The organism is Streptomyces sp. NPDC048288 (assembly GCF_043201555.1).
Taxonomy (GTDB): Bacteria; Actinomycetota; Actinomycetes; order Streptomycetales; family Streptomycetaceae; genus Streptomyces.
This window is the reverse complement of the sequence record NZ_JBICZD010000020.1, coordinates 31,867-55,146: the sequence shown is the minus strand read 5'-3', so window position 1 is coordinate 55,146 and position 23,280 is coordinate 31,867. Positions and strand designations below refer to the sequence as shown.

At 74.0% G+C, this 23,280-nt stretch carries 19 protein-coding genes; 9 read left to right on the top strand and 10 right to left on the bottom strand.

Features of this window, described 5'->3' with window-relative positions:
* Positions 1-61: 61 nt before the first annotated feature.
* From ACGFZS_RS45605 to ACGFZS_RS45595, 3 genes are all read right to left on the bottom strand, one after another.
* Entirely contained in the window at positions 62-913 is an 852-nt protein-coding gene (locus ACGFZS_RS45605; protein ID WP_393800146.1) for a hypothetical protein, read from the bottom strand.
* A gap of 97 nt (positions 914-1,010) precedes the next feature.
* Positions 1,011-1,736 (bottom strand): alpha/beta hydrolase, encoded by a 726-nt coding sequence (locus ACGFZS_RS45600; protein WP_355710111.1) that lies wholly within the window; start codon positions 1,734-1,736, stop codon positions 1,011-1,013.
* A 33-nt stretch (positions 1,737-1,769) separates the two neighbouring features.
* Complete coding sequence (locus ACGFZS_RS45595) at positions 1,770-2,741, bottom strand: alpha/beta hydrolase (RefSeq protein ID WP_393800145.1); 972 nt, start codon at positions 2,739-2,741, stop codon at positions 1,770-1,772.
* 256 nt (positions 2,742-2,997) lie between these two features.
* Here ACGFZS_RS45595 and ACGFZS_RS45590 point away from each other — a divergent pair, with 256 nt between their 5' ends.
* On the top strand, positions 2,998-4,239 hold the full coding sequence (locus tag ACGFZS_RS45590) for an MFS transporter (RefSeq protein ID WP_393800144.1): 1,242 nt from the start codon (positions 2,998-3,000) through the stop codon (positions 4,237-4,239).
* A 206-nt stretch (positions 4,240-4,445) separates the two neighbouring features.
* A complete protein-coding gene (locus ACGFZS_RS45585) occupies positions 4,446-5,315 on the top strand; it encodes a LysR family transcriptional regulator (protein ID WP_393800143.1) in 870 nt (289 codons plus the stop codon).
* 26 nt (positions 5,316-5,341) lie between these two features.
* On the opposite strand, the gene ACGFZS_RS45580 is transcribed toward ACGFZS_RS45585, so the two are convergent.
* The 3 genes from ACGFZS_RS45580 to ACGFZS_RS45570 all read right to left on the bottom strand — a co-directional run bounded on the left by ACGFZS_RS45580 (position 5,342) and on the right by ACGFZS_RS45570 (position 8,045).
* On the bottom strand, positions 5,342-5,806 hold the full coding sequence (locus ACGFZS_RS45580; protein ID WP_393800142.1) for a DUF5709 domain-containing protein: 465 nt from the start codon (positions 5,804-5,806) through the stop codon (positions 5,342-5,344).
* Positions 5,807-5,919: 113 nt separating this feature from the next.
* Entirely contained in the window at positions 5,920-6,933 is a 1,014-nt protein-coding gene (locus tag ACGFZS_RS45575; RefSeq protein ID WP_393800141.1) for a helix-turn-helix domain-containing protein, read from the bottom strand.
* On the bottom strand, positions 6,927-8,045 hold the full coding sequence (locus ACGFZS_RS45570; protein WP_393800140.1) for a helix-turn-helix domain-containing protein: 1,119 nt from the start codon (positions 8,043-8,045) through the stop codon (positions 6,927-6,929). Before ACGFZS_RS45570 ends, ACGFZS_RS45575 begins: the two co-directional genes overlap by 7 nt.
* A gap of 156 nt (positions 8,046-8,201) precedes the next feature.
* Here ACGFZS_RS45570 and ACGFZS_RS45565 point away from each other — a divergent pair, with 156 nt between their 5' ends.
* Complete coding sequence (locus tag ACGFZS_RS45565; RefSeq protein ID WP_393800139.1) at positions 8,202-11,081, top strand: helix-turn-helix transcriptional regulator; 2,880 nt, start codon at positions 8,202-8,204, stop codon at positions 11,079-11,081.
* A gap of 12 nt (positions 11,082-11,093) precedes the next feature.
* Here ACGFZS_RS45565 and ACGFZS_RS45560 read toward each other — a convergent pair whose 3' ends face one another.
* Positions 11,094-11,537 carry an Lrp/AsnC family transcriptional regulator gene (locus tag ACGFZS_RS45560; protein ID WP_393800138.1) on the bottom strand — a complete coding sequence of 148 codons (444 nt, stop codon included), beginning with the start codon at positions 11,535-11,537 and terminating at the stop codon, positions 11,094-11,096.
* Positions 11,538-11,693: 156 nt separating this feature from the next.
* Here ACGFZS_RS45560 and ACGFZS_RS45555 point away from each other — a divergent pair, with 156 nt between their 5' ends.
* From ACGFZS_RS45555 to ACGFZS_RS45530, 6 genes are all read left to right on the top strand, one after another.
* Entirely contained in the window at positions 11,694-12,869 is a 1,176-nt protein-coding gene (locus ACGFZS_RS45555) for a trans-sulfuration enzyme family protein (protein ID WP_393800137.1), read from the top strand.
* An 88-nt stretch (positions 12,870-12,957) separates the two neighbouring features.
* Positions 12,958-14,250: an amidohydrolase family protein gene (locus tag ACGFZS_RS45550; RefSeq protein ID WP_393800136.1), complete on the top strand. Its 1,293-nt coding sequence runs from the start codon at positions 12,958-12,960 to the stop codon at positions 14,248-14,250.
* Positions 14,251-14,279: 29 nt separating this feature from the next.
* Entirely contained in the window at positions 14,280-15,122 is an 843-nt protein-coding gene (locus ACGFZS_RS45545; protein ID WP_393800135.1) for a PhzF family phenazine biosynthesis protein, read from the top strand.
* A 218-nt stretch (positions 15,123-15,340) separates the two neighbouring features.
* A complete protein-coding gene (locus ACGFZS_RS45540) occupies positions 15,341-16,099 on the top strand; it encodes an SDR family oxidoreductase (protein WP_393800134.1) in 759 nt (252 codons plus the stop codon).
* A gap of 76 nt (positions 16,100-16,175) precedes the next feature.
* On the top strand, positions 16,176-16,787 hold the full coding sequence (locus ACGFZS_RS45535) for a VOC family protein (protein ID WP_393800133.1): 612 nt from the start codon (positions 16,176-16,178) through the stop codon (positions 16,785-16,787).
* A gap of 187 nt (positions 16,788-16,974) precedes the next feature.
* Positions 16,975-19,209 (top strand): SpoIIE family protein phosphatase, encoded by a 2,235-nt coding sequence (locus tag ACGFZS_RS45530; protein WP_393800132.1) that lies wholly within the window; start codon positions 16,975-16,977, stop codon positions 19,207-19,209.
* A 33-nt stretch (positions 19,210-19,242) separates the two neighbouring features.
* Here the strand turns inward: ACGFZS_RS45530 and ACGFZS_RS45525 are convergent, their stop codons facing one another.
* From ACGFZS_RS45525 to ACGFZS_RS45515, 3 genes are all read right to left on the bottom strand, one after another.
* A complete protein-coding gene (locus tag ACGFZS_RS45525; protein ID WP_393800131.1) occupies positions 19,243-20,427 on the bottom strand; it encodes a type III polyketide synthase in 1,185 nt (394 codons plus the stop codon).
* A 247-nt stretch (positions 20,428-20,674) separates the two neighbouring features.
* On the bottom strand, positions 20,675-22,141 hold the full coding sequence (locus ACGFZS_RS45520) for a WGR domain-containing protein (RefSeq protein WP_393800130.1): 1,467 nt from the start codon (positions 22,139-22,141) through the stop codon (positions 20,675-20,677).
* Positions 22,142-22,199: 58 nt separating this feature from the next.
* Positions 22,200-23,099, bottom strand: a complete 900-nt coding sequence (locus ACGFZS_RS45515) for a helix-turn-helix transcriptional regulator (RefSeq protein WP_393800129.1) — start codon at positions 23,097-23,099, stop codon at positions 22,200-22,202.
* Positions 23,100-23,280 lie beyond the last annotated feature (181 nt).

Below are 23,280 nucleotides of genomic sequence, written 5' to 3'. Positions count from 1 at the left end.
CATCCTCGCATCCGGCGGGGGCTCCTTCGGGGAGTGGTACGGGGATCCACAGGTGGTGTGCTCAACTCATAGGTGGGGTGGGGGGGTTCATAGCTCGGGTGGAACGGTCGGCGGTCGGGTGCGGGTTCGGTGGGGGCTGGTCGCGCAGTTCCCCGCGCCCCTGGCGGGGCGCTGCAGCCCAGGGTCCTTCCGGTACCCCCGGGTGGACTTTCGCCGCCGTCAGGTCGACCACGATCGTGCGGTCGTCGTCGAGGTCGGACCTGACCCGGCGCAGGTGTCCTGCCCTGTCGATCCAGTAGGTCAGAGGCTGTTCACCGGCCATCGCGCTCGTCGGCGGAGGTGCGGAGAAGACGTCGTACGTGCGGCCGTCGATGCGGTCCTGCCTGAGATGGCGTGGCGCCGAGCGGGCGAGCAGCCGGGCGCTGTCCGGGTGGGCGGCGGCCAGGCTGAGGGTCAGGCGGAGGGCGGTGTCCAGCGAGGCGGGGCCGTAGGCGCGGCGGATCCAGGCCGTCGGGCTGACGCGGGCCGCGTCCCGTACCGCTTCCGCCAGGGACGCCGGTTTCGCGAGCGGGCCCGCGGTGCCGTCGATTCTCGGGCGGGCGAGGGAGAGTCCGGTGCCGTCCCAGGCCAGCAGCCCCCGCTCGGCCGCGTCGCCCGTGTCGAACCAGCCCACCGCCCGGTGCCGGTGCTCGTCGACCACCGCGCGGACCACGGCCGTTCCGCCGGGCAGCGGTGCCCGTACCGTCACCTCGGCCGGGCTGTCCCGGTAGGCGCGGAACCGGGTGAGGGCCATGCGCCGGGCCTCGTCCGCCGAGAGCGGGCGGGGGGTGTCGCCGCCGGTCACGGTGAACGGGAGCGCCCCGCACACCGCCGTCACGACGGCGAGGGCCGCCCAGGTCCAGGGGGATCGCATCGGTGTCCGCATGATCACGTACCTACACGCGGACGGGCCGCGCCCGGTCGACACCGGTGCGCGGCCCGCACTGCGTCACCCTTGCGGGGTGCGCCGTTTACTCCGTGCCGAGGGACAGCACGGCCGCGCGGATCACGTCCGCGACCTCCTGCGGGTGGGCGAGCATGACCAGGTGCGAGGAGTCGACCTCGACGGTCGTCATGCCGGCCCGCTCGTAGCCGTAGCGCTCGACGTCCGGGTTGATGGTGCGGTCCGCGGACGACACCAGGCCCCAGGACGGCTTGGTCTTCCAGGCGGCGACGGGGGCCGCCTCGGCGAAGGCCGCACCCGCCAGGGGCCGCTGGGAGACGGCCAGCACCCTGGCGAGGTCCGGGTCCACGTCGGCGGCGAAGATCTCGGGGAACCGGTCGGGGTCGACCGTCACGTCGGTGCCGGGCTCGTCGGAGCCCTCGACCGGGAACGGCGTGTACACGAGGGCCGAGGCCAGCTCGGAGTCCGGGAAGCGGCCCTGCAGCTCGCCGAGGCTCTCGCCCTCCTCCAGGGCGTAGCCGGCCAGGTAGACCAGCGCCTGGACGTTGGCCTCGGCGCCCGCGACGGTGATGACGGCACCGCCGTAGGAGTGGCCGACCAGGACGACGGGGCCGGGCACGGCGCGGACCACCGAGGCGAGGTAGGCGGCGTCACCGGTGAGGCTGCGGTTGGGCACCGCCGGGACGAGCACCTTGAGGCCGTCGGCCTGCAGCTCAGGGACGACCCGGGCGAAGCTGGAGGCGTCCGCGAAGGCGCCGTGCACCAGGACGACGGTGGGCGTGGAGTCGGTCATGGGGATTCCTTGTCGGCGGGGCCGCGCTGCGGGTCAGGCGGTGTGCAGGGCCGTGTGCAGGGTGCGGACGGCGAGCGAGATGGCGGCCTCGGCGGCATGGGTCTCGCGCAGGGCGTTGAGCATCACGAAGTCGTGGATGATGCCCTGGAAGCGGACGGCGGTGACGGGGACGCCGGCCTCGCGGAGCTTGTTGGCGTAGGCCTCGCCCTCGTCGCGCAGGACGTCGGCCTCGGCGACGACGACCAGGGCCGGGGGCAGGTCCTTGAGCTGCTCGACGGTGGCGCGCAGCGGGCTGGCGGTGATCTGGGCGCGCTCGGCCTCGTCGGTCGTGTACTGGTCCCAGAACCAGAACATGCCGTCGCGGCGCAGGAAGTAGCCCTCGGCGAACTGGTGGTAGGAGTTGGTGTCGAAGCTCGCGTCGGTGACCGGGTAGAACAGCACCTGCTGAAGCAGCGGGACACCGCCGCGCTCCTTGGCCATCAGGGTCAGCGCGATCGTCATGTTGCCGCCGACCGAGTCACCGGCCACCGCGATCCGGCCGGCGTCCAGGCCCTTGGTCGCGCCCTGCTCCACGACCCACTTCGCGACGGTCCAGTTCTGCTCGATGGCGACCGGGTAGCGGACCTCGGGCGAGAGGTCGTACTCGGGGAAGACGACGGCCGCCTCGGCGCCGACGGCGAGTTCGCGGACCAGGCGGTCATGGGTGTGGGCGTTGCCGAAGACCCAGCCGGCGCCGTGGATGTAGATGATCACGGGAAGGGGGCCGGTGGCACCGGCGGGCTTCACGATCCGCGCCCGGACGGAGCCGGTGGGGCCGCCGGAGACCGTGATCCACTCCTCGTCGACGGCCGGCCTGGCGATCTCGCCGGACTGCACCTCGTCCACCGCCTTGCGACCGTCCGCCGGGGCCAGGTCGAAGAGGTACGGCGGGTTCGCGGTGGCCTCGACGAACGCCTGGGCTGCGGGTTCGAGCACCGGCGTGACGGGCGTGAAGGCTTCGGACATACGAGTCTCCTGGGAATGCGTCGGGCACACCGGTCGTTCCGGCGCCCCGCGCGTCACGGTAGGAGCCGTGCGGGCCGGGCAGTTGTCCCGGAGCGCACAGTCGGCACCCCGGCAGTGCACAGGCGGGTGCGGCGGCCCTGGTCATCTCTTGTCGAGATGACTGACATCCCGAACCATCGCCGCATCGGGGGAAGCATCGCGGGCGGCGGAGCGCTGGTGCGGGGTGAGAGCCACACCTCCTGTGAAGAAGGTCCCCGTGTCCCAGTCGTCGCCAGAAGTCCGCTCCCCCCGCCGGAAGGCAGCCGCCGAGCCCGCGCACGGGGTGCCGGGCTGGCTGATCGCGCTGTTCGCCGTCGCCTCCGGCATGACGGTCGCCAACCTGTACTACGCCCAGCCGCTCCTCTCCGAGCTGCGCGGTGTCTTCCACATCGGCGAGGCCACCGCGGGCACGCTGATCACGCTCACCCAGGTCGGCTACGTGATCGGCATGATCTTCCTGGTCCCGCTGGGCGACCGGCTGGAGAAGCGCAGCCTGATCACCGCGCTGCTGACGGTGACCACGCTCGCCCTGGTGGCGGCGGGTCTCGCGACCGGGTTCCCCATGCTGCTGGCCGCCTCGTTGATCAGCGGCGCGACGTCGGTGGTGGCGCAGATACTCGTGCCGTTCGCGGCGAGCCTGGCACCCGACCACGCCCGGGGCCGGGTGGTGGGCCGGGTGATGAGCGGCCTGCTCACCGGCATCCTGCTGTCCCGCACGCTCAGCAGCCTGGTCTCCGGCGTCGCGGGCTGGCGGGTCGTCTACCTCGGCTCGGCCGTGCTGATGGCCCTGCTGGCGGTGGCCCTGCGGGCGGCGCTGCCCCGGCACGCGCCGACCACCTCCGTGCCGTACCACCAGGTGCTGCGCTCCACGCTGGCGCTGGTGCGCACCCATCCCGCGCTGCTGCGCCGGGGTCTCTACCAGGCGGCGATGTTCGGTGCGTTCAGCGCCTTCTGGACCACCGTCTCGTATGTGCTGACCGGGCCGCGTTTCCACTACTCCGCCGTCGGGGTCGGCATCTTCGCCCTGGTCGGGGCGGCCGGTGCGGCCGTCGCCCCGATGGCCGGGCGCTGGGCCGACCAGGGGCTGACCCGGCCGATGACCGGGGCCGCGTTCGGTCTCGCCGCGCTGGCCTTCGCCGCGGCGGGCTTCGGGCAGCACAGCATCGTGCTGATCGCCCTCGCGGCCGTCGTCCTCGACATGGCCGTGCAGACCAGCCTGATCCTCGGCCAGCACACCGTCTACCAGCTGGACCCGCTCGCCCGGGCCCGTCTGAACAGCGCCTTCATCGCGATCTTCTTCATCGGCGGCGCCGTCGGCTCCCAGGCCGGCTCGATCGCCTACCGTGCCGACGGCTGGACCGCCGTCAGCCTGTTCGGGGCCGCCCTGCCGGTGCTGGCCCTCCTGTACTGGCTCACCGAACGCCGCCGGGGCGCAGGCGGCGAGGTGCGCTCGGCGTAATCGGCGTATCGGCCGCCGGAGGGCGCTGGGGATCGCTGGGGGGCTGGGGATCGCTGAGGGGGCTGGGGGGCTGGGGGCGCTGGGAGTGTCCCGTCGACCTGGCCGACACTCTCCCCGTCCGGCGCCGGGGAAAGTCGGGGCCTGCCTAGGATGCAGCGGTGATCGCCGCCCGGCCGAGGCGGGCGCCGGGTCGGTGGGAGCGGGCGATGGACCTACGGCAGATGGAAGTCGTCGTCGCGGTGGCGGACGCGGGTGGGTTCACGGCGGCGGCGCGGCAGCTGCACGTCGTGCAGTCGGCGGTCTCCGGAGCGGTCCGCGCCCTGGAACGCGAGCTGGGCACCGCGCTGTTCGTCCGGACCACCCACCGGGTCGGGCTCACCCCGGCCGGTGAGGCGTTCGTGCCGGCGGCGCGGCAGGCGCTGCGCGCGGCCGAGCTGGCCCGCGAGGCGGTCGACGCGGCCAAGGGCGAGCTGCGCGGCCGGGTGACGGTCGGCACGATGCAGGGGGCGATGGCGAACCTGCCGCGCGCGCTGGCCTCGCTGCGGGCCGAACACCCCCGGGTGGTGGTCCGGTTGCGACAGGCCTCGGTCGTCGACATCCGGCAGGCGCTGCGCGAGGGCACGGTGGATCTGGCGGTGGTGGCGCTGGACCGCCGGCAGCAGCGCGGGCTGGTGACCAAGCTGCTGTCCCGGGAGGAGATGGTCCTGGTGGCCTCGCCCCGGCGGAGCCTCATCCCGCGCGGCCCGGAGGGCACGGTCGACCTGGCCGACATCGCGGAGCTGCCGCAGGTGGAGTTCACCCCGGGCTGGGCGATCCGCGACGCGGCGGACCGCTCGTTCCGCGCGGCCGGCGTCGAGCGTGCCACGACCTTCGAGGTCAACGACATCGTGGCCGCGTCGGAGCTGGTCCGCAACGACCTCGGCGTCTGCATCATGCCGCCGACCATCGCCGGCCGTTTCCCGGACCTGGCGACCTACCGGTTCGCCCGGCACGCGCCGAACTGGAAGGTGATGGTGGTACGGCCGCCGGGCGAGCCCCCGGCGGCGGTCGCGGCGCTGTTGCGCCACATCGTCTGACCGCCGCCTGGGCTCCCGCCGACGCGTCAGTAGGTGTCGGAGTCCGGGATCACATGCATCGCGGCCTCCTCCGCCGAGGCCCCGGCGCCGTCCAGGCCGCGGTCGGAGGCGAACAGGTCGGAATCGGTGACCTCGTGCGCGCCCTCGTCCGGTGCGAGCAGCCGTCCGGCGCGGTCGTCGCCGACCTCGTCGTCGAGGAGTTCGCCGTCCGTGTCCCAGGTGTCGCCGAGGTCGTCGCCCTCCGGGACGGCGAGGTCCGGCACCTCCTCGGCGAGCCGCTCGTCCAGGGTCTCCCCGCGCTGTGCCTCGGCCGCGGTGACGCCGGTGTGCTCCACGGCCCAGGGCCGCTCCGGCGGCGAGTACCCCTCGTCCAGGGCCTCCTCGCCGGCCCGGTAGTCCAGGGTGTCTGAGGCGTCCAGCAAACCCGCGTCGTCCTGCACCTCCGCACCGTCCGGCTGGTAGACCTCGTCACCCATCGCCTCGTCGGTCATGCGCGCTCCATCATCACTCGGGCCATCGATTCGATCCGGCCGTCAACCGGAAAGCGTAGGAGGTCATGCCCGACCGGACGGCGCGATCGGCGAAGCGGCGCCGGGGGCGGGATTCATGGTGCCGGCTCCGGGAGGTGGTGGGGGTGGGTGGCGAGGTTCGGCGGGGCCGCGTGTGCGGGCGTGGTTCCGTCGGCCGCTGTCCTGCGCCACTGGGCCGGTGACATGCCGTAGGTGTCGCGGAAGGCGCGGCTGAAGTGGGAGGGGCTGGTGAACCCCCAGCGGGCGGCCACCGTGGCGATGGACCGGTCGGCGGCGGGCCGGGCGAGTTCCTGGTGGGCCGCCTCCAGTCGGCGGGCGCGCAGCCAGGCGCCCACGGTGGTGCCCTGGCGCTGGAAGAGGCGGTGGAGATAGCGCGGCGAGATGGCGTGCTGGTCGGCGATGTCCTGCGGGGTGAGTCCGGGCTCGCCCAGCCGGGAGCCGAGGGACGCGGTGATCCGCTCCCACAGGGCCGGCTCGGGCTGCCGGCCGCTCTGTTCGAGGGCCACGGTGGCCAGGATCTCGGCCGCGGTGCGGGCGAGTTGTTCGCGCCGCTCCCGCCCGGCCCGGGCGACCTCGTCGACGAGTCCGTCGAGGAGCGGCAGCAGCAGGGCCGCCGCGCCCCCCGCGGTCTCGTCCACCACCGTGGCGGTGAGGGCGGGCAGGTGCCGCTCCTCCAGGCGCAGCAGGGCACGCGGCACCATGAGGACCCGGGCCCGCTGCGGCTCGGGCAGCACGAGGCGGAACGGGCGCCGGGCATCGTGGAACGCCAGGTCACCGGGGTGCAGTTCGGCGCTGCGGCCGTCCTGGAGCAGCAGTGCGGTGCCCTCCAGCTGGCGGCGGACCAGGATGTGGCCGCGCGGATCGGCGGCGACCGCGGCGGCGCCGCGCAGGATCGTCCCGGGGCCGAACTCCTCGGTGGCGATCTGCAGGGCGCCGAGGCGTTCGGCGGTCAGGGTGCCGGTCCACGGGCGGTCGGGCGCGACGCCGACCTCGACGTCCACGAAGGTCCGGGACAGGGCGCGCCGCCAGGCGGTGAGGCGGTCGCCGGGCGCCGGTTCCGGGGCGGCGCAGGACACGGTCGTCAGCACGGCGGCCCGTCCGTCCGCGTCCGGTCCAGCCACTCCGTCGGTGACAGGCCGAAGGAGCCGCGGAAGGCCTTGCCGAACCCGGCGGAACCGGTGAAGCCCCAGCGCCGGGCGGTCTGGCCCAGGTCGACGGAGCCCGGTGGCCGTCCGGCGAGTTCCCTGCGGCAGGCGCGCAGGCGCTGCTCGCGGATCCACCGGCAGACGGTGCTGTCCTCGGCCGCGAACAGCCGGTGCAGATAGCGCACCGAGATGCCGTGCGCACCGGCGATGACGGCCGGAGTCAGTGCGGGGTCCGACAGCTGCCAGCGGATGTACGTCTTGATCCGCAGCAGCAGGACGCCGTCCGCGCCCGGCAGTTCGGCGGGCTCCTCGCCCAGCTGGTCGGCCGCCGTGGCCGCGACCAGGTCGATGACGTTCTCGGCCAGCCGCTCGGCCGTCGGGGTCGGGTACGACTCGGAGGTGTCCGCCAGCCGCTCCAGCAACGGCGCCAGCAGGGCGGGGAGTCCGCCGCTCGGGCGCACGGCCCGCGCGGTGAGCCGCCCCAGGTCGGCCTCCTCGATCTCCAGCAGCCGACGCGGGACCGCGAAGATCTTCAGCCGGAAGTGTTCCGGGAAGGCGGTACGGAAGGGACGTACGGTCTCGAAGAAGCCGATGTCGCCCGTCCTCAACTCGGTGGTGCGGCCGTCCTGTTCGACCCGGGCCCGGCCGCTGCTCTGGACGGCCACGAAGATCTGCCGGCCGTCGCCGCGGGCGATGAAGCGCGGTGCCCGGTGGACCTCGCCGGGGTCGCACTCCACCGTGGTGATCTGCAGGCTGCCGAGGTGGTCGGTCCGCATGGTGGCGTCGTAGGTACGGCCCTCAGTGGCGATGTCCATCCCCACCAGGGTGTCGAGCACGGCGTCGTGCCAGTAGTCGAGGCTCTCCCCGGGCGGCACCGAGCGGGTGGTCAGCACGCGGGGCCGGGGCCGGGGCCGGGGAGTGCCGGGTTCGCGGGCCACGCGCCGCGGGATCCGCTCGGTCCCGGTGTCCCGGCCCGGCGCGGTGGCCTCACCGGGCCAGGCAGGCGCGATGGCCTCGCCGGCGATCGTGGACCGCTGCGGTGGGTGGACCGTCATTCAATGTGCTCCCCGTGGCGTTCTCCCTGGCCGGCGCCATTGTTTCGGAGCAGGGGGCGGCCCGCTTCTGTCATATGACCGGTCACCCTCCCGGCGGTCGTACCGGTGGCCGCTGGCAGGATGGGCGGGCAGAGGATCGACGACGAAGGACCGTTCATGCACGCCGGCACCGACCATCCCTCCGCTCCGGGCATCCTGGGCCGGGCCACGGAGCTGGCCCGCCTCGACCGGCTGCTCGGGGCGGTGGACGGCGGCGGACCGCAGGTGCTGGTGCTGACCGGGGAGCCGGGCGCCGGCAAGACCACCCTCGTCGAGTGGGCGGCCGAGCGGGGCCGGGCCCGGGGTCTCGGCATCCTGCGGGTGCGCGGCAGCGAGGGCGAGTCGGGCCTCGGCCTGTCGGGGGTGCACCAGCTGCTGCATCCGCTGCTGCCCGGTGCCGGTCTGCCCGACGACGGTCTGCCCGGCGAGGGCCTGCCCGCGGCGCAACGGGAGGCGCTGGACCGCGCCTTCGGCGCCGGGGCCGCGCACCACGAACCGCGACTCGACCAGCTCTCCCTGTGCGTGGGCGTACTGGGCCTCGTCACCCAGGCCGCCGCACACCGGCCCCTGCTCCTGCTGGTCGACGACGCCCAGTGGCTGGACCTCGGCTCGGTGGACGTGCTGGCCTTCCTCGCCCGGCGGCTGGAGGGCAGACCGGTGGCGCTGTTGCTGGCCGCCCGCGAGGAGGGCGTACCGGCCCGCTTCGACCGTGACTTCCCCCAGGTGACCGTCGGCCCGCTGAGCCGCAGCGCGGCCGGACAGCTGCTGGACGCCCAGCCGGACCCGCCCCGCGGCAAGGCACGCACGGAGATCCTCCAGCAGGCGGCCGGCAACCCCCTCGCCCTGATCGAACTCCCCCGCGCCCTGGCCCGGGGCCTGGCCCCGGGGCGTACCAGAACCCCCGAAAGCACCGGAGCTCCCGGAACCCCCGAGGCCGCCGCAGGTGCCGTGCTGCCGCTCACGGCACGGCTGGAGGGGCTGTTCGCCGCCGACCTGGCCGGGTTGCCCGCGGCCACCCGGGAGGCGCTGCTCCTGGTGGCCGCGGCGGGCACGGCGGACCTGGCCGAACTCGTCCGGGCCGCTCCGGCGCTGGACGTCGTGCGGGCGCTGGATCCCGCCGAGCGGGCCGGCCTGGTCCGGGTGGTGGACGGCCGGGTGCTGCCGCGCCATCCGCTGGTCCGCTCGGCCGTGTACCACGCCGCTTCCTTCCTCGAACGCCGGCAGGCCCATCTCACCCTGGCCGCCGCGCTGGACGGCGAGCCGGACCGCCGGGCCTGGCAGCTGGCCGCCGCGGCGACCGGTCAGGACGCCGAGGTCGCGGACGCCCTGGCGGAGAGCGCGGAACGGGCCCGGGGCCGGGGCGGTTACGCGGCCGCCGCGACCGCGCTGGAGCGCGCGGCCGAGCTGACCCCGGCGCCGGAGCCCCGCGCCCGGCGGCTGCTCACGGCCGCGCAGTCGGCCATGTTCGCCGGTCATCCCCAGTGGGTCGGCGAGATGAGCGGCCGGGTGGGCGCGCTGACCGACGATCCCCGGCTGCGTGCCGAGGCCTCACTGCTGGGCGGCTGGGCCCTCGGGGTCACGCTCCGCCACGAGGACGCGCTGGCCCTGCTGCTGGGCGTCGCCGAGAGCTGCGCCGGCCCGGCCCCGGAGCTGGCGATGGGCGCCCTGAGCACCGCGGCGACGTCCGTCTACAACTCCGGTGCCCCGTACCACCGCGCGGAACTGCGCCGGATCGGCGACCTGATCGACGAGGACGGCGACCCCGCGGGCTGCGCCTGGGCCCGGGCGGTCATCGACCCCCATCACGAACGACCCCTGCTCCTGGCGCACTTGAAGGAGGGGCTGGCCGCCCTGGACCGGGAGGAGTCGCTCGGCAACCTCACGGCGCTGGGCGGCACGACCTGGATCCTGGACGAGACCGAGCAGGCCGTACGGATCCTCGGCCGGACCATCGACCTCCTGCGGCGGGCCGGCAGCGCGGGCACCAACGCGACCGTGACCCAGGCGCTCGCCCTGGCGCTGTTCGAGAACGGCTCCTGGACGGCGGCCGAGGAGGCGGCGGACGAGGCGTTCTGGATGGCGACGGAGGCGGGTGCCGACAACGTGACGGTGGGCGCCCGCCTGCTGCGGGCCACGCTGTGCGCGCTCCGGGGCGACCACGCGGCCGCGCGGACCCGGGCGATGGACGCCGTACGCGGGGTGGACCTGCGCAGGTCGCTGAGCCTCCAGGTCCGGCACCGGCACGCCGTGGGCATGGCCGCGTTCGCCGCCGGTGACCACGCCGACGCCTACGAGCAGCTGCGCGCCACGTTCACCCGCGATGTCCGGCCCGCTCCCGTCCACTACCACGCGTCCCTGTACCACCTCGGCGACCTGGCCGCGGCGGCGGTCCGCGCCGGGCGGGCGGACGACGCGCGCACGGTGGTCGACGCCGTCACGCACGGTCTGGACTCCGCCCCCTCGCCGCGCCTGGCCGCCGTACTCCACCGGGCCACCGCGCTGCTGACCGGCACGGGCACGGGCACGGACTCGGGCACGGATGACGACGCCGAGACCAGCTTCCGGGCCGCCCTCGACGACCCCGCCACCGACTGCTGGCCCTTCGAGAAGGCCCTCGCCCGGCTGGACCTCGGCGAGTGGCTGCGCCGGCGCCGCCGCAGCGCGGAGGCCCGCCCGTACCTCAACGAGGCGCTGGAGTGCTTCCAGCGCCTCGACGCCCGGCCCTGGGCCGAGCGCACGGCGGCGGAGCTGCGGGCGGCGGGGGCCACGACGGCCGCCGCTCCGGCGGGTGAACTCACCTCCCAGGAACGCCAGATAGCCGAACTGGCCGCCCAGGGTCTGACCAACCGCGACATCGCGGCCCGCCTGCACCTCTCCCCCCGTACCGTCGGCTACCACCTGCACAAGGTCTTCCCCAAGCTCGGCATCCGCGCCAGGGCCCAGCTCCGCGACGCCCTCTCGCGCGACGGGCGGCGGGGGCCGGCTTCCGGGGCATGAGCGGGTGGAGCGTCAGGCCGGGTCGGCGGAGAGCGTCTTCATGGTGACGTAGCTGGTCACCGTGGCCACGCCGGGCAGTCCGGCCAGCCGGTTGGCGTGGAAGTCCTCGTAGGCCGGCAGGTCGGCGACCTCGACCTGGAGCAGGTAGTCGTAGTTGCCGGTGATGTGGTGGGTGTGGACCACCTCGGGCAGCTGGGTGACGGCACGCTCGAACGCGGCCACGTCGGCGCGGGTGTGCCGTACCAGCCGGACCCCGGCGAACACCCGCAGGCTGCGGCCGACGGCGGCGGGATCGATCAGCGCCCGGTAGCCGCGGATCACCCCGGTCTCCTCCAGCCGGTGCACGCGCCGCAGGCAGGGCGACGGCGACAGGCCGACCCGGGCGGCGAGTTCGGCGTTGCTGATCCGGCCGTGCTTCTCCAGTACGGCCAGAATCGACCGGTCCACTGCGTCCATGGGGGCAGATTATTGCTCGGATGCTCCGCCTAGCACCATTGCGTGGCTCGGTGCGGCGCAACTTGCTGCCAAAGTTGCCGCGATGCGTTCGTCTCGGCATTCCCCCCGGTCACGCTGGATGACGTCAGCATTCGACGGGACGTGGGAAGGGCAGCCATGCCGGGCAACAGCACAGTCGTCATCCACGCCGATCGCGGTGTCCGTCCCGACGGCTCGGTGGCGCCGCCCATCCACCAGACGGCGGCGTTCTCGGCCGCGGACGCGGAGACGTTCGCGCGGGCCGCCGTCGAACCGCGGGGCCAGGACTTCTACCTGCGCTTCGGCAACCCGAACCACGCCCAGGTCGCGGCCGTCGTCGCGGAGCTGGAGCACACCGAGGCGGCCATGGTCACCGCGTCCGGGATGGCCGCGCTCACCACCGCCGTCCTGGCCCTGGTGTCCGCCGGCGACCATGTCGTAGGGCAGCGGTCCACCTACGGCGGCACGGCGTCGGTACTGCTGAACCTGCTGCCCCGGCTGGGCGTGTCCACCACCCTGGTGGACCAGACCGACCCGGCGGCGTTCGAGAAGGCGCTGACCCCGCGCACCCGGCTGATCCTGCTGGAGACGCCGAGCAATCCGCTGCTGCAGATCACCGATCTGCGGGCGGTCGCGGAGCCGGCCCGCGCGCACGACGTCCTGACCGTGGCCGACAACACCTTCGCCACCCCGCTGAACCAGCGGCCGGCGGACTTCGGCATCGACCTGGTCTGGCACAGCGCCACCAAGTACCTCAACGGCCACAGCGACATATCCGCCGGCGTGCTGGCCGGCCCGGCGGAGCTGCTGGACCGCGTCTGGGACACCGGCCTGCTCACCGGCGCCGTACTCGGGCCCTTCGACGCCTGGCTGCTGCTGCGCGGCCTGCGCACCCTGCCGCTGCGGCTGCCCCGGCACAACGCCAACGGCCAGGCCCTGGCGGAGGCCCTGCAGGCGCATCCGGCCGTGGCCAGGGTGCACTACCCCGGCCTGCCCAGCCACCCTCAGCACGAACTGGCGAGCCGTCAGATGAGCGGCTACGGCGGGGTGCTCGGCATCGAGTTCACCGGTGGCTTCGAGGCGGCCGACGCGTTCCTGGGCCGGCTGCGCTACCCCCGCCGGTCGGCGAGCCTCGGCGGCGTGGAGTCCCTGGCCGTGCATCCGGCGTCCATGTGGCGCGGGATGCTCGGCGCCGACCAGATCGCCGCGTCAGGGGTTCCGCTGGGCCTGGTCCGGCTGGCCGCGGGCACGGAGGACACGGCGGACCTGGTCGCCGACGCGGTGGCCGCGGCCGACTCGCCGGCACACCCCTGACCACCGGAAACGGACCCGCCAAGCAGCACCCGACGCAACAGACCGACCGAGGCCTCCCCTGGAGGCCTCTCGCAGAGGAGCTCACCCGATGAACAGGACCCTGCTCACCGGCGGCACCGTGGTCAGCATGGACCCGGCCGTCGGAGATCTCGACCACGGTGACGTGCTGATCGAGGACGGTGTGATCGCCGAGGTGGCCGCGCGGATCGACGCGCCGGACGCCGAGGTGATCGACGCGACCGACCGGATCGTGCTGCCCGGCTTCGTCGACAACCACCGGCACACCTGGCAGACCGCGTTCCGCGGCGTCGGCGCCGACTGGACGTTCCCCGAGTGGGCGGTGGCGATGCACGGCACGGTCAAGCCCCGGTACCGGCCCGAGGACGTCTACGTGGGCACCCTGCTCGGCCGTCTCGAAGCCCTGCACTCCGGGGTGACCACGATGCTGGACTGGTTCCACTGCGCGCTCGGCCCCGAGCACGCCGACGCCGCCGTCGACGCGCTGCGGGACACACCCGGCCGGTCCGTCTTCTGCTACGGCGCCGGGTGGGGCGGCACCGACCCGGTCGACGCCGAGATCCGCCGGGTGCGCTCCGCGCTGTCCGGGGACGGCCCGGTCACCATGGCGCTGGGGCTGCGCGGCGCCGAGGCCACCTCCTTCGACACCGTCGCCGAGGAGCTGAGGCTGGCGGCCGAACTCGGCCTGCGCACCAGCCTGCACGTCGAGTCCGACGGCACCCGCCGCCCCGTCGGCGACCTCCACGCACACGGCCTGCTCCGGGCGGACACCACCTACGTCCACGCCAACGGACTCGCCGACGACGAACTGCGGATGCTCGCCGACACCGGCAGCTCGGTCGCCATCAGCCCGGACGTCGAACTGAAGATGGGGTTCGGCTGGCCCATGACCGGCCGGGTCCTGGCCGCCGGACTGCGCCCGACCCTCTCCGTCGACGACGTCCCGTCCGCCGGCGGCGACCTGTTCTCCACCCTGCGCACCGCGTTCGCGGTCCAGCGCGGTCTGGACGGCGGTCTGCGCTCCCGCGACCTGCTGGAGTTCGTCACCGTCGACGCCGCCCGGTCCTGCGGACTCGACGCCCGCACGGGCAGCGTCACGCCCGGCAAGGACGCCGACCTGATCCTGCTGCGCGCCGACGACATCACCGTGTTCCCGGTCACCGACCCGGTCGCCACGGTCGTCAGCCACGGCCATCCCGGCCTGGTCGACACGGTGCTCGTCGCCGGCCGGGTGGTCAAGCGGGACGGCGTCCTGGTGGACGTGGACCTGCGGTCGCTGCGGACCCGGCTGCTGGAGTCGCGCGACCGGGTCGCGGCGGCGGCCGGGGTTCCGCTCGACGGCACCTGGCGTCCGCAGCCGTAGACGCACCGACCGGACCAGGAGGCACGACCATGCCGCGCACCCGCCCGTTCGCCCAGGTCGACGTGTTCGCCACCGGGCCCTGTCTCGGCAACCCGGTCGCGGTCGTCCTGGACGGGACGGACCTGACCGGCCAGGAGATGCAGCGCCTGGCGCGCTGGACGAACCTGTCCGAGACCACGTTCGTGCTGCCGCCGACGGTGCCCGGGGCGGACTACCGGCTGCGCATCCTCACACCGCGGGGCGAGCTGCCGTTCGCCGGGCATCCCACGCTCGGCTCCGCGCGTGCCTGGCTGGACGGCGGCGGCACGCCCCGGCACGGCGACCGGGTGGTGCAGGAGTGCGCCGCCGGTCTGGTCACCGTGCGGCTGGCGGCGCGATCGCTGGCCTTCGCCGCCCCGCCGCTGCTCCGCGGGGGCCCGCTCGACGCGGCGCGGCTGGGCCGGATCACCGCCGCGCTCGGCATCGAGCCCGGCCGGGTGCTGGCCCACCAGTGGGTCGACAACGGGCCCGGCTGGGCCGTCGTCCAGCTGGCCACGGCCGAGGAGGTGCTCGCTCTGGAACCCGATCTGTCCCTGTTCCCGGACGGCATGTTCGGGGCGGTCGGGGCCTGGCCGGCCGGCTCCGCGCACGACTTCGAGCTGCGTACGTTCGCACCCCGCTGCGGGGTGCCCGAGGACCCCGCGTGCGGCAGCATGAACGCCTCCGTCGGGCAGTGGCTCACCGCCTCCGGCCGTGCGCCCGCCGCCTACCGCGTCTCCCAGGGCACGCGCCTGGGCCGGGCCGCGACCATCGGGATCGGCGCCGATCCCGACGGTACGGTCTGGGTCACGGGCGAGGCCGTCGTACTGGTCCGCGGGACCGTCACCCTGTGACCCGTCGCACCGGCGGGGTCCGGATGCACGTCGGCCGGACGGGTGACAGACTGAAGCCGAGTCTGCGGGCCTTTGCCCAGGTCAGCCGGGTGCCGCAGCGGCGAGCCCGGCGTCCGCGGAAGGATCGCGCGACACGCGGAGGTGAGCATGCGTGGCGACCGGAGACCCAGCCCCGCCCCGGAACCGGGGGAACGGTGTTCGGGCGGCGGTGACCTCCTGTGAGCGCGGCCGGCGGGGAGGCCCGTCCAGCGCGCGGAGGGCTGGCGGGGCAGACGGTCGTGGTGGTGGGAGGCAGCGCGGGGATCGGTCTGGAGACCGCCCGCCAGGTGCGCGCGGCCGGCGGCGAGGTGGTGCTCACGGCTCGCGACGCCGACCGTCTGCGGCAGGCGGCGGAGGAACTGGCCCCCGTGCGCACCGCGTCGTTCGACGCCCTGGACACCGAGCGCCTGGAGCGGTTTCTGCGCGAGCTGCCGACGCGGGTCGACCATGTGCTGGTCACGGCGGGCAGCCCGTCGTACACCCCGCTCGACGAGCTCGACCTGACCGACGCCGGGCGCGACTTCGGCGGGCGGCTGGCGATGGTGCTGGCGACGGCGCGCGCGAGCCGGGAGAAGGTCAGGGCCGGAGGGACGCTGCTGTTCATCGGCGGCACCGGCGGCCGGCGGCCCGCTCCCGGGATGGCGGTGACGGGCGCCCTCACCGCGGCGCTGCCCGCGCTGATCGCCAACCTGGCACTGGAGGTCGCCCCGGTCCGGGTCAACCTCCTCGCCGCGGGGTTCGTGGACACCCCGCTGTCGGCCTCGCTGCTCGGCGACGGGCTGGAGGCGCGCCGGGAGCAGCTGAGGCAGACGCTGCCCATCGGCCGGGTGGTCGGTCCGGCGGACGTCGCCGCCCTGGCGCTGCACATCATGGCCAACGACGCCCTCACCGGCGCCACCTACGACATCGACGGCGGCCAGCAGTTCGTCGCGCGGTGATCCCGCCCCGGGGCGCGCGGCGTTCCGATCCGGTCCGCAGGCCGACGCGCCGTGGAGACGGGAGACAGAGATGGACATGAAACTCGAGGTAGTCGTGGTGCCGGTGTCCGACGTCGACCGGGCCAAGGACTTCTACACGGCGCTGGGCTGGAGGCTCGACGCCGACCTCGCCCCCGAGGACGGCTTCCGGGTGGTACAGGTGACCCCGCCGGGCTCACCGGCGTCGGTCATCTTCGGCACGTCCGTCACCGGGCAGGCGGCGGGCTCGGCCCAGGGCCTGCACCTGATCGTCGACGACATCGAGGCCGCCCACGACGAGCTGGCGAAGCACGGCGCCGAACCGAGCGAGGTGTTCCACGACGCCGGCGGGATCTTCCATCACCAGGGCACCGACGCCCGGGTGCCCGGACCCGAGCCGCAGCGCGGCAGCTACGGCTCCTTCCTGTCGTTCAGCGACCCGGACGGCAACGGCTGGGTGCTGCAGGAGGTCACCACCCGGCTCCCGGGGCGGCTGGATCCGTCCGTCACCGGGTTCGCCTCGGCCGACGACCTGGCGAGCGCCCTCCGGCGGGCCGCGGCCGCACACGGCGAGCACGAGGCGCGCACCGGCGCGGAGGACCCTGACTGGCCGGACTGGTACGCGCGCTACCTGGTGAGCGAGCAGGCCGGAACGGAACCGCCCGCGTGACGGAGGGGCCGCCGGGGGACCTGAGGAGGGGCACCTGACGGGCGCCGGCTCCGGCCCTTCCGGCCCTTCGGCGGGCAGGCCATCTGTGCTACCCATGAGAGGTGCGGTGCGGGATCTCGGGGCCCGGCCGCATGGACTCGGGAACATCGTCCGGCCGGTGCCGGAGTCAGCGAGCTGCGTGAGCCGCATGGATCCCAAACCCTCCCCTTCCTCCTCTCCCCCGTCTCCCTCCTCCTCGCCGTTCGACATGGTCAGCGGCGCCCTGGCGAGCTACCTGCCGAGGACCGGAGCGGCGGGCGCGGAGCACGCGCGGCGGCCCGCGAGTGCGGGCGGGGAGGGCGACGGACGGGAGAGCGACAGGGACAGGAGGGAGGGCGAAGGGCAGGAGAGCGATCGGCGGGAGAGCGACGGCCGGGAGCAGATCCTCGGGGCGGTCAATCTCGACCGGGAGCTGCGGATCACCCGCTGCAATCTGGACGCCGCGCCGTTCGCGGGGGTGAGTGCTCCTCCTGGGTCCGCCTTCACCGATCTGCTGCCGCCCGGTGACGTCCCGACGGTGACGCAGCGGCTGCGGCGGGTTCTCGACACGCGGGAGGCGCATGTCGCCCGGGTCCAGCGGCTGCGCCGGGACGACGGGACGGAGCTGGTGGTCTCGATGAGCATCCTGCCGGCCGCGTCGCCGCAGGAGGGGCTGACGGTCTCCCTGATCGCCATGGCCAAGCGGCTGCACCTGTACGCCTCCGCCACCGCGATCGGGACCTCGCTGGATGTCGGGGAGACCGCGCAGTCCCTGGCCCAGTCGCTGCTGGCCTGGGGGGACGTGGCCGCCGTCGACCTCGACTACGCCGTGTGGACGGGCGAGGCGGTCACCGAACAGGCCCATGAGCGGATCCGGCTGCGGCGGGCGGCCCTGGCGCCGGACCGGGCCTGGCCCGAGGGGTATCTGACACCCGGGGACAACCTCCCCCGGGAGGCGAGCGGGCTGCTGGCCGGCGCGGTCATGCGGGACGACGTGCCGCAGGCCATCGTCATTCCCGACCGGGGCACGATCGAGCGGGCGCTGGACGACCCGCAGCTGGTGCGGGCCCTGGTGCCGGGCGAGCGGCCGGTGAGCGTCGCCTGCATCCCGCTGGTCGTGGAGGGGCCGCACGGCACACCGGGGCCGATCGTGCTGGGCGTGACGGAGGTCTGGCGGCGGCCGGAGCACCCCTTCCGCGACGGTGAACTGCTCGATCTGCAGGAACTGGTGGCGAAGACCGCCCGGCACGTGGACCTGGCCCGCCAGCACCAGCGCGAGCACGCCCAGGTCCTGGCGCTGCAGCGCCGGCTGCTGCCCCGGGCCGGCAGCGACACCATCGAGGTGGCCAGCGTCTACCAGCCCACCACCCCCGACAGCGCGGGCGTCGGCGGTGACTGGGTGAACAGCTTTCCGCTGCCCGGGGACCGTACCGCGCTGGTGGTCGGTGATGTCGTGGGGCACGGTCTGGGGGCGGCGGCGGCCATGGGGCAGCTGAGCATGGAGGCCCGCGCGCTGCTGTCGGCGGGGCTGGGTCCCGGGGAGGTGCTGGCGCGGCTGGACGAGACGGTCACCCTGCTGGACGACACGGACGCGGGCCTGGCGGCCGGGTACAGCGCGCTGGGCTCGACCTGCTGCATCGCGGTCTACGATCCGGTCGACCACCGGGTGGTGCTCTCCAACGCCGGCCATCTGCCGCCGGTCCTCGTCCGTCCCGACGGGTCCGCCAAGACCATCGCGACGCAGCCGCACCCGGCGCTGGGCGCGGAGTTCGTCGTACGGGAGCCGTTCGAGACGCACCAGTTCGCGGCGCCGCCCGGCTCGCTGCTCGTCCTGTACACCGACGGCCTGGTGGAGGATCCGGCGGCCTCGATCGACGACGGCATCGGCCGGCTGACGGACGTGGTGCGCGAGGTGCATCCCTGGGACGACCTGCAGCAGGCCGCGCGCCGCGTGGTCGCGCGGCTCGCCCCGCAGGGCCGGCTGCGTGACGACGTGACCCTGCTGCTGGCCCGGATGGCCGGGCGCCGCGGCCGGGACACCGCCGCCTGGCGGCTGCCCGCCCGCGAGGACACCGCCGCCCGCGCCCGCGCCCTGGCCGCTCCGCTGCTGCGGCAGTGGCAGCTCGGCGGACCGGCCCGGGACAGCGTGCTGCTGGTGCTCAGTGAACTGGTCACCAACGCCGTCCGGTTCGGCACCGGGCCGGTCACGGTACGGCTGGTGAGCGCGGGGGACCGGCTGTCGTGCGAGGTCGGCGACACCGGCAGCGGCCGGCCGCGGCTGCGCCGCGGTGAGCTGCTCGACGACGGCGGGCGGGGGCTGCACGTCGTCCACAAGCTGACCACCCGGTGGGGGGTGCGCTGGAGCGACACCGGCAAGGCCGTCTGGGCGGAGCTGGAGGTGTGACGCCCGTGCGGTGAGCGCGGCGGCGGGCTCCGGCTACAGCCACTCCCCCTCGACGGCCGTGGCGGTCAGCCCCGGCGCGGCCGCGTACAGGACCGTACGGCTGCCCGACTTCTGGCCGTCGTCGTACGCGCGCCGCAGGATGTCGAGGACGGCGGCACCGCCGCGGTTGCCCGTGGTGTAGCTGTCCCGGCTGTAGTCCAGCAGCCCCGCCGGCCACTCGTCGGGCATGGTCTGTTCCATGTACTCCAGCACCCGTGTGCCACCGGGGTGGGCTAGCAGCAGATCGGGGTGCCAGGGGTGCCGGTCGTCCTGGTGGCGCAGGCGCAGCCACTCCCACATGGCGGCGACCGTCTCCTGCACGGCACGGGGTCCGCGGCGGTCCATCACGAAGTGCGTGCCGTCGGCCCGGGTCTCCAGCCGGTGCAGGTCGGTGGTGCCGGGCAGGGTGTGGTGCCAGACCGCGTCCAGCCGCAGGACGGACTCCGTCCTGGGGCGCCCGGTGACGACCACGGCGACGGCGGTGTCCGCGAACAGCAGCCGGACGATGAGCGATTCCAGGGTGTCGTCGCCGGGCTGGTAGGTGGTGCTCAGCGCCTCCGATATCACGACCAGCACCGCCCGGTCGGGATCGGCGGCGACCAGGTCGGCCGCCAGCGCCAGCGACCGGGTGCCGGCGATGCAGGCCCACTGGGTGGCCGGCAGCAGCAGCACGTCGTTGCGCAAGGGAAGGCGGTTGAGCAGGGACAGGTCCAGCCCGGGCAGGGCGGGGGTGGTCGAGTGACTGGTTATCAGACAGTCGATGTCGGCGGCCGTCAGTCCGGCGCCGTCCAGTGCCCCGCGCGCCGCGCGCTCCCCGTACGCCTGCACGGCCGCCCAGGCCGGCGCGGTCCGCTCCTGCACGGTCTGCGGCGCCGGTATCGCCTCCAGTTCGGCGATCACGCGGTTCACCTCGCCGTCGGTGAACCCGCCGCGGAGCAGCGCCGTACGGGCCTGACCTGCGCCGGGGGTGCGCAGGCCGCTCCCGCTGCCGGGTGCGACGGCCGTCTCCAGCGGCAGCATCCACCCGCGCGAGAGGATCCCGGTGCTCTCGGCGATGCCGTCGATCCGTGACACCCACGGCGCCCGCGAGTGCCTGCCGCGCACCTCCTCCAGGATCTGGCCGGTCGTCACATCGTGTTCGCCGTGTATCACGACGGGAGGAGACAGGTAGGCACCCATAGCACGCAGCTTTCTCGGCAGACCCGTGGATGGCATCCACTGTCTGAAACCTGCCTGATTCAGGCCACCGGGGTCAAGGCACCGTCATTGCAATCTACTTCACATTCGCCAACTCTCGGGCTTCCCCGACACACGCGTCACACCTGTACGCTGACACACTTTCAGGACAGAACATTGATACATAAATGCCACGGAAAAGCACTAAACCGGACCTAGTGGGGCAGATGGAGCCGGAGGGCGAGGCCTCTCACACCAGACGCCGGATCTCTCCGCGCACCCGGTAGAAGCCGCCCGAGGAGGAGTGCAGCGCGTCCACCACGTAGCGTGCGCCGGGCTGGCGTATCGCACGCGGGAACTGGACGTTCCAGCCCGGCTCGTAGCCGTCGGAGACCACCCGCACGCGCACCCGGCCGCTCTGCTCGAAGCACTCCACGACGACCCCGCCGCCCGCCGCGGGCACGGCGCTGACCGTGGCGACGGAGGCGGCGGTGGTCAGCGGCGCGTACGTCGGCAGGGCGGCCGCCAGCTTGATGTCCGCGGCGACCGGGACGGTGCCCGACTGGGCCGCGTTGATCGCGGCCTCGCTCGCGTCGACGCAGGCGAGCGAGCCGTCGGTGGAGACGAGGTAGAGCCGTTCGTCGTGGTACTGCATGGAGAGCGCCGAGCCGCCGCCCGTGCCGAGCTTCCACAGCCGGGTGCCGTCGGCGGTGAAGCAGTAGACGGAGGAGGCGGAGTCCCCCGCGAAGACGTACCGGCCGCCGGGGGACGTGGCGCACGAGTACACCGCCGCGTCGCACTGGTACGAGGCCTCGACGGCACCGGAGGACTTCGCGAGCCGCTGGACGACCCGCCGCCCCGTCCCGGCGTAGACCGCGTCCTCCTCCTGCCAGCCGAAGAGCACGTTGCCGCTGGTCGCGGTGTGCCAGAGCTGCCTGGTGCCGTCGGCCGCGTACGCCGTCACGCCGTTGCTGTGCCCGTGGTACACGGCCCGCTCGTCGGCGCGCACCATCCACCCCTGCTCCCCGGACGAATTGCGCGACCACTGGAGCTCGTCCTCGTGGTCGATGACCGTCAGGCCGCCGTTGCGGTCGGAGACGTTCAGCACGCCCGCGTGGATGTCCAGCCAGAAGATGTCGACCTCGGCCGCGATCTCGTAGGCGGCGAACGGCACCTTCGCCGAGAGGTCGTACACCCGGCCGTCGTCACAGCCCGCGTAGATCCAGAAGTCGTCCGCCACCAGGCATTTCACACCGTCGGGCAGGGAGTAGTGGGCGAGCACCTCGCCGTCGTGGCTCAGGTTGTAGACGCTGCCCTGCTGGTTGCCGACCCAGCAGCGGTCCTCGTCCACATGGATGCCGAACGCGGAGGCACCCGTGCGGAACCGCCACAGCACCGGGGCGGTCGCCCGGGCCGTGGACGGGGCGGAGGTCACCTGACGGCGGGTCACGGGACGGGCCGCGCGCTGCCCCCGCACGGCGGGCGCGTACCCCTTGCGCACCTTCTCGGCGATCTTCTTCGCCGCCGCTGCCTGTGCCTTCTCGACGGTCGCGAAGGACGAGGTCTGGCGCTGCCCGTCCACGCCGATCCGTCCGTACCGCACGGAGACGACGAGGCCCTCCACCGTCACCTCGTAGAACTTGTGGGCACCGCCGCTCTCCTGGGACAGCTCCAGATACGTCGTGCTCCCCGACTGTCGTGCCTGCGCAGCGGACACCGCACACCCCTCCCCAAGGCCTGGCCGGCCGGTGCGGCCGATCTCCAGTGATCCCAAACTAATGGTCACCACTGACAGCGGCCGTGCCGGTGCTCGCCCAGCTGGCGAGGAGGGCGAGCGCCTCCCGCTCCCGGGAGTCCGGTTCGGGGGTGTAGAAGTTGAGCCGGAGGCCGGGGTCGGACGGCAGGTCCATCGCCTCGTAGGGCAGGGCGAGATCGCCGACCAGCGGATGGTGCAGGTTCTTCACGCCGGAGCGGTGGAACTTCACGTCGTGGCGTGCCCACCGGCGGGCGAAGTCGTCGCTCCTCGTCGTCAGCTCACCGATCAGGTCGGTCAGCGCCTTGTCGTGCGGCGCCCGGCCCGTCTCGGTCCGCAGGAAGGCCACCGAATCGTCGGCGCCCTTGTCCCAGTCGGCCCAGAAATCCCTGCTGGCGGGGTCCAGGAACATGAAACGAGCGCTGTTGACCGGCCCGCGCTGGGCGAACAGCGGCGAGTCGAAGACGGGTGCGTACAGGGCCCGGCCCAGCGCGTTGGCGGCCAGCAGGTCGAAGCGGGCGTTGCGTACGTACGCCGGCACGTCGGTCATGGAGTCGAGCAGCCGCAGGATCGTGGGCCGCACCCGGGACGCGGTCACCGCGGACCGGCGGCCCGACGGGGTCGCCGCGCGGGCGAGGTCGTAGAGGTGGGTGCGCTCGGCCTCGTCGAGCCGCAGCGCGTGGGCGAGGGATTCGAGCACCGAGTCGGAGGCGCCGCTGAGGTTCCCGCGCTCCAGCCGGATGTAGTAGTCCACGCTCATGCCCGCGAGCAGGGCGACCTCCTCCCGGCGCAGACCCGCGACCCGGCGGTTGCTGCCGCCGTGGACCGGCAGCCCGGCCTGCTCCGGGGTGATGCGCGCCCGCCGGGTGCTCAGGAACTCGCGCACCTCGGCGGCCAGGTTCTTCTTGTCGCTGTCGGGCACGGGGGGCTCCTCCTGATCGGACCGCGTGGATCGGTCGGCGTGCATCTGTACCGATCTCTACCGGTCTCCACCGGCCACTTCACGGTAGGTCCGTCGGCGAGCGCCTGCGAGGTACTGCCGTTACCTGGAAGAGCAGTGACTCCCGCCCGTGCCCCGCTGCGCGGTTCTCTGGAGGAGGCCG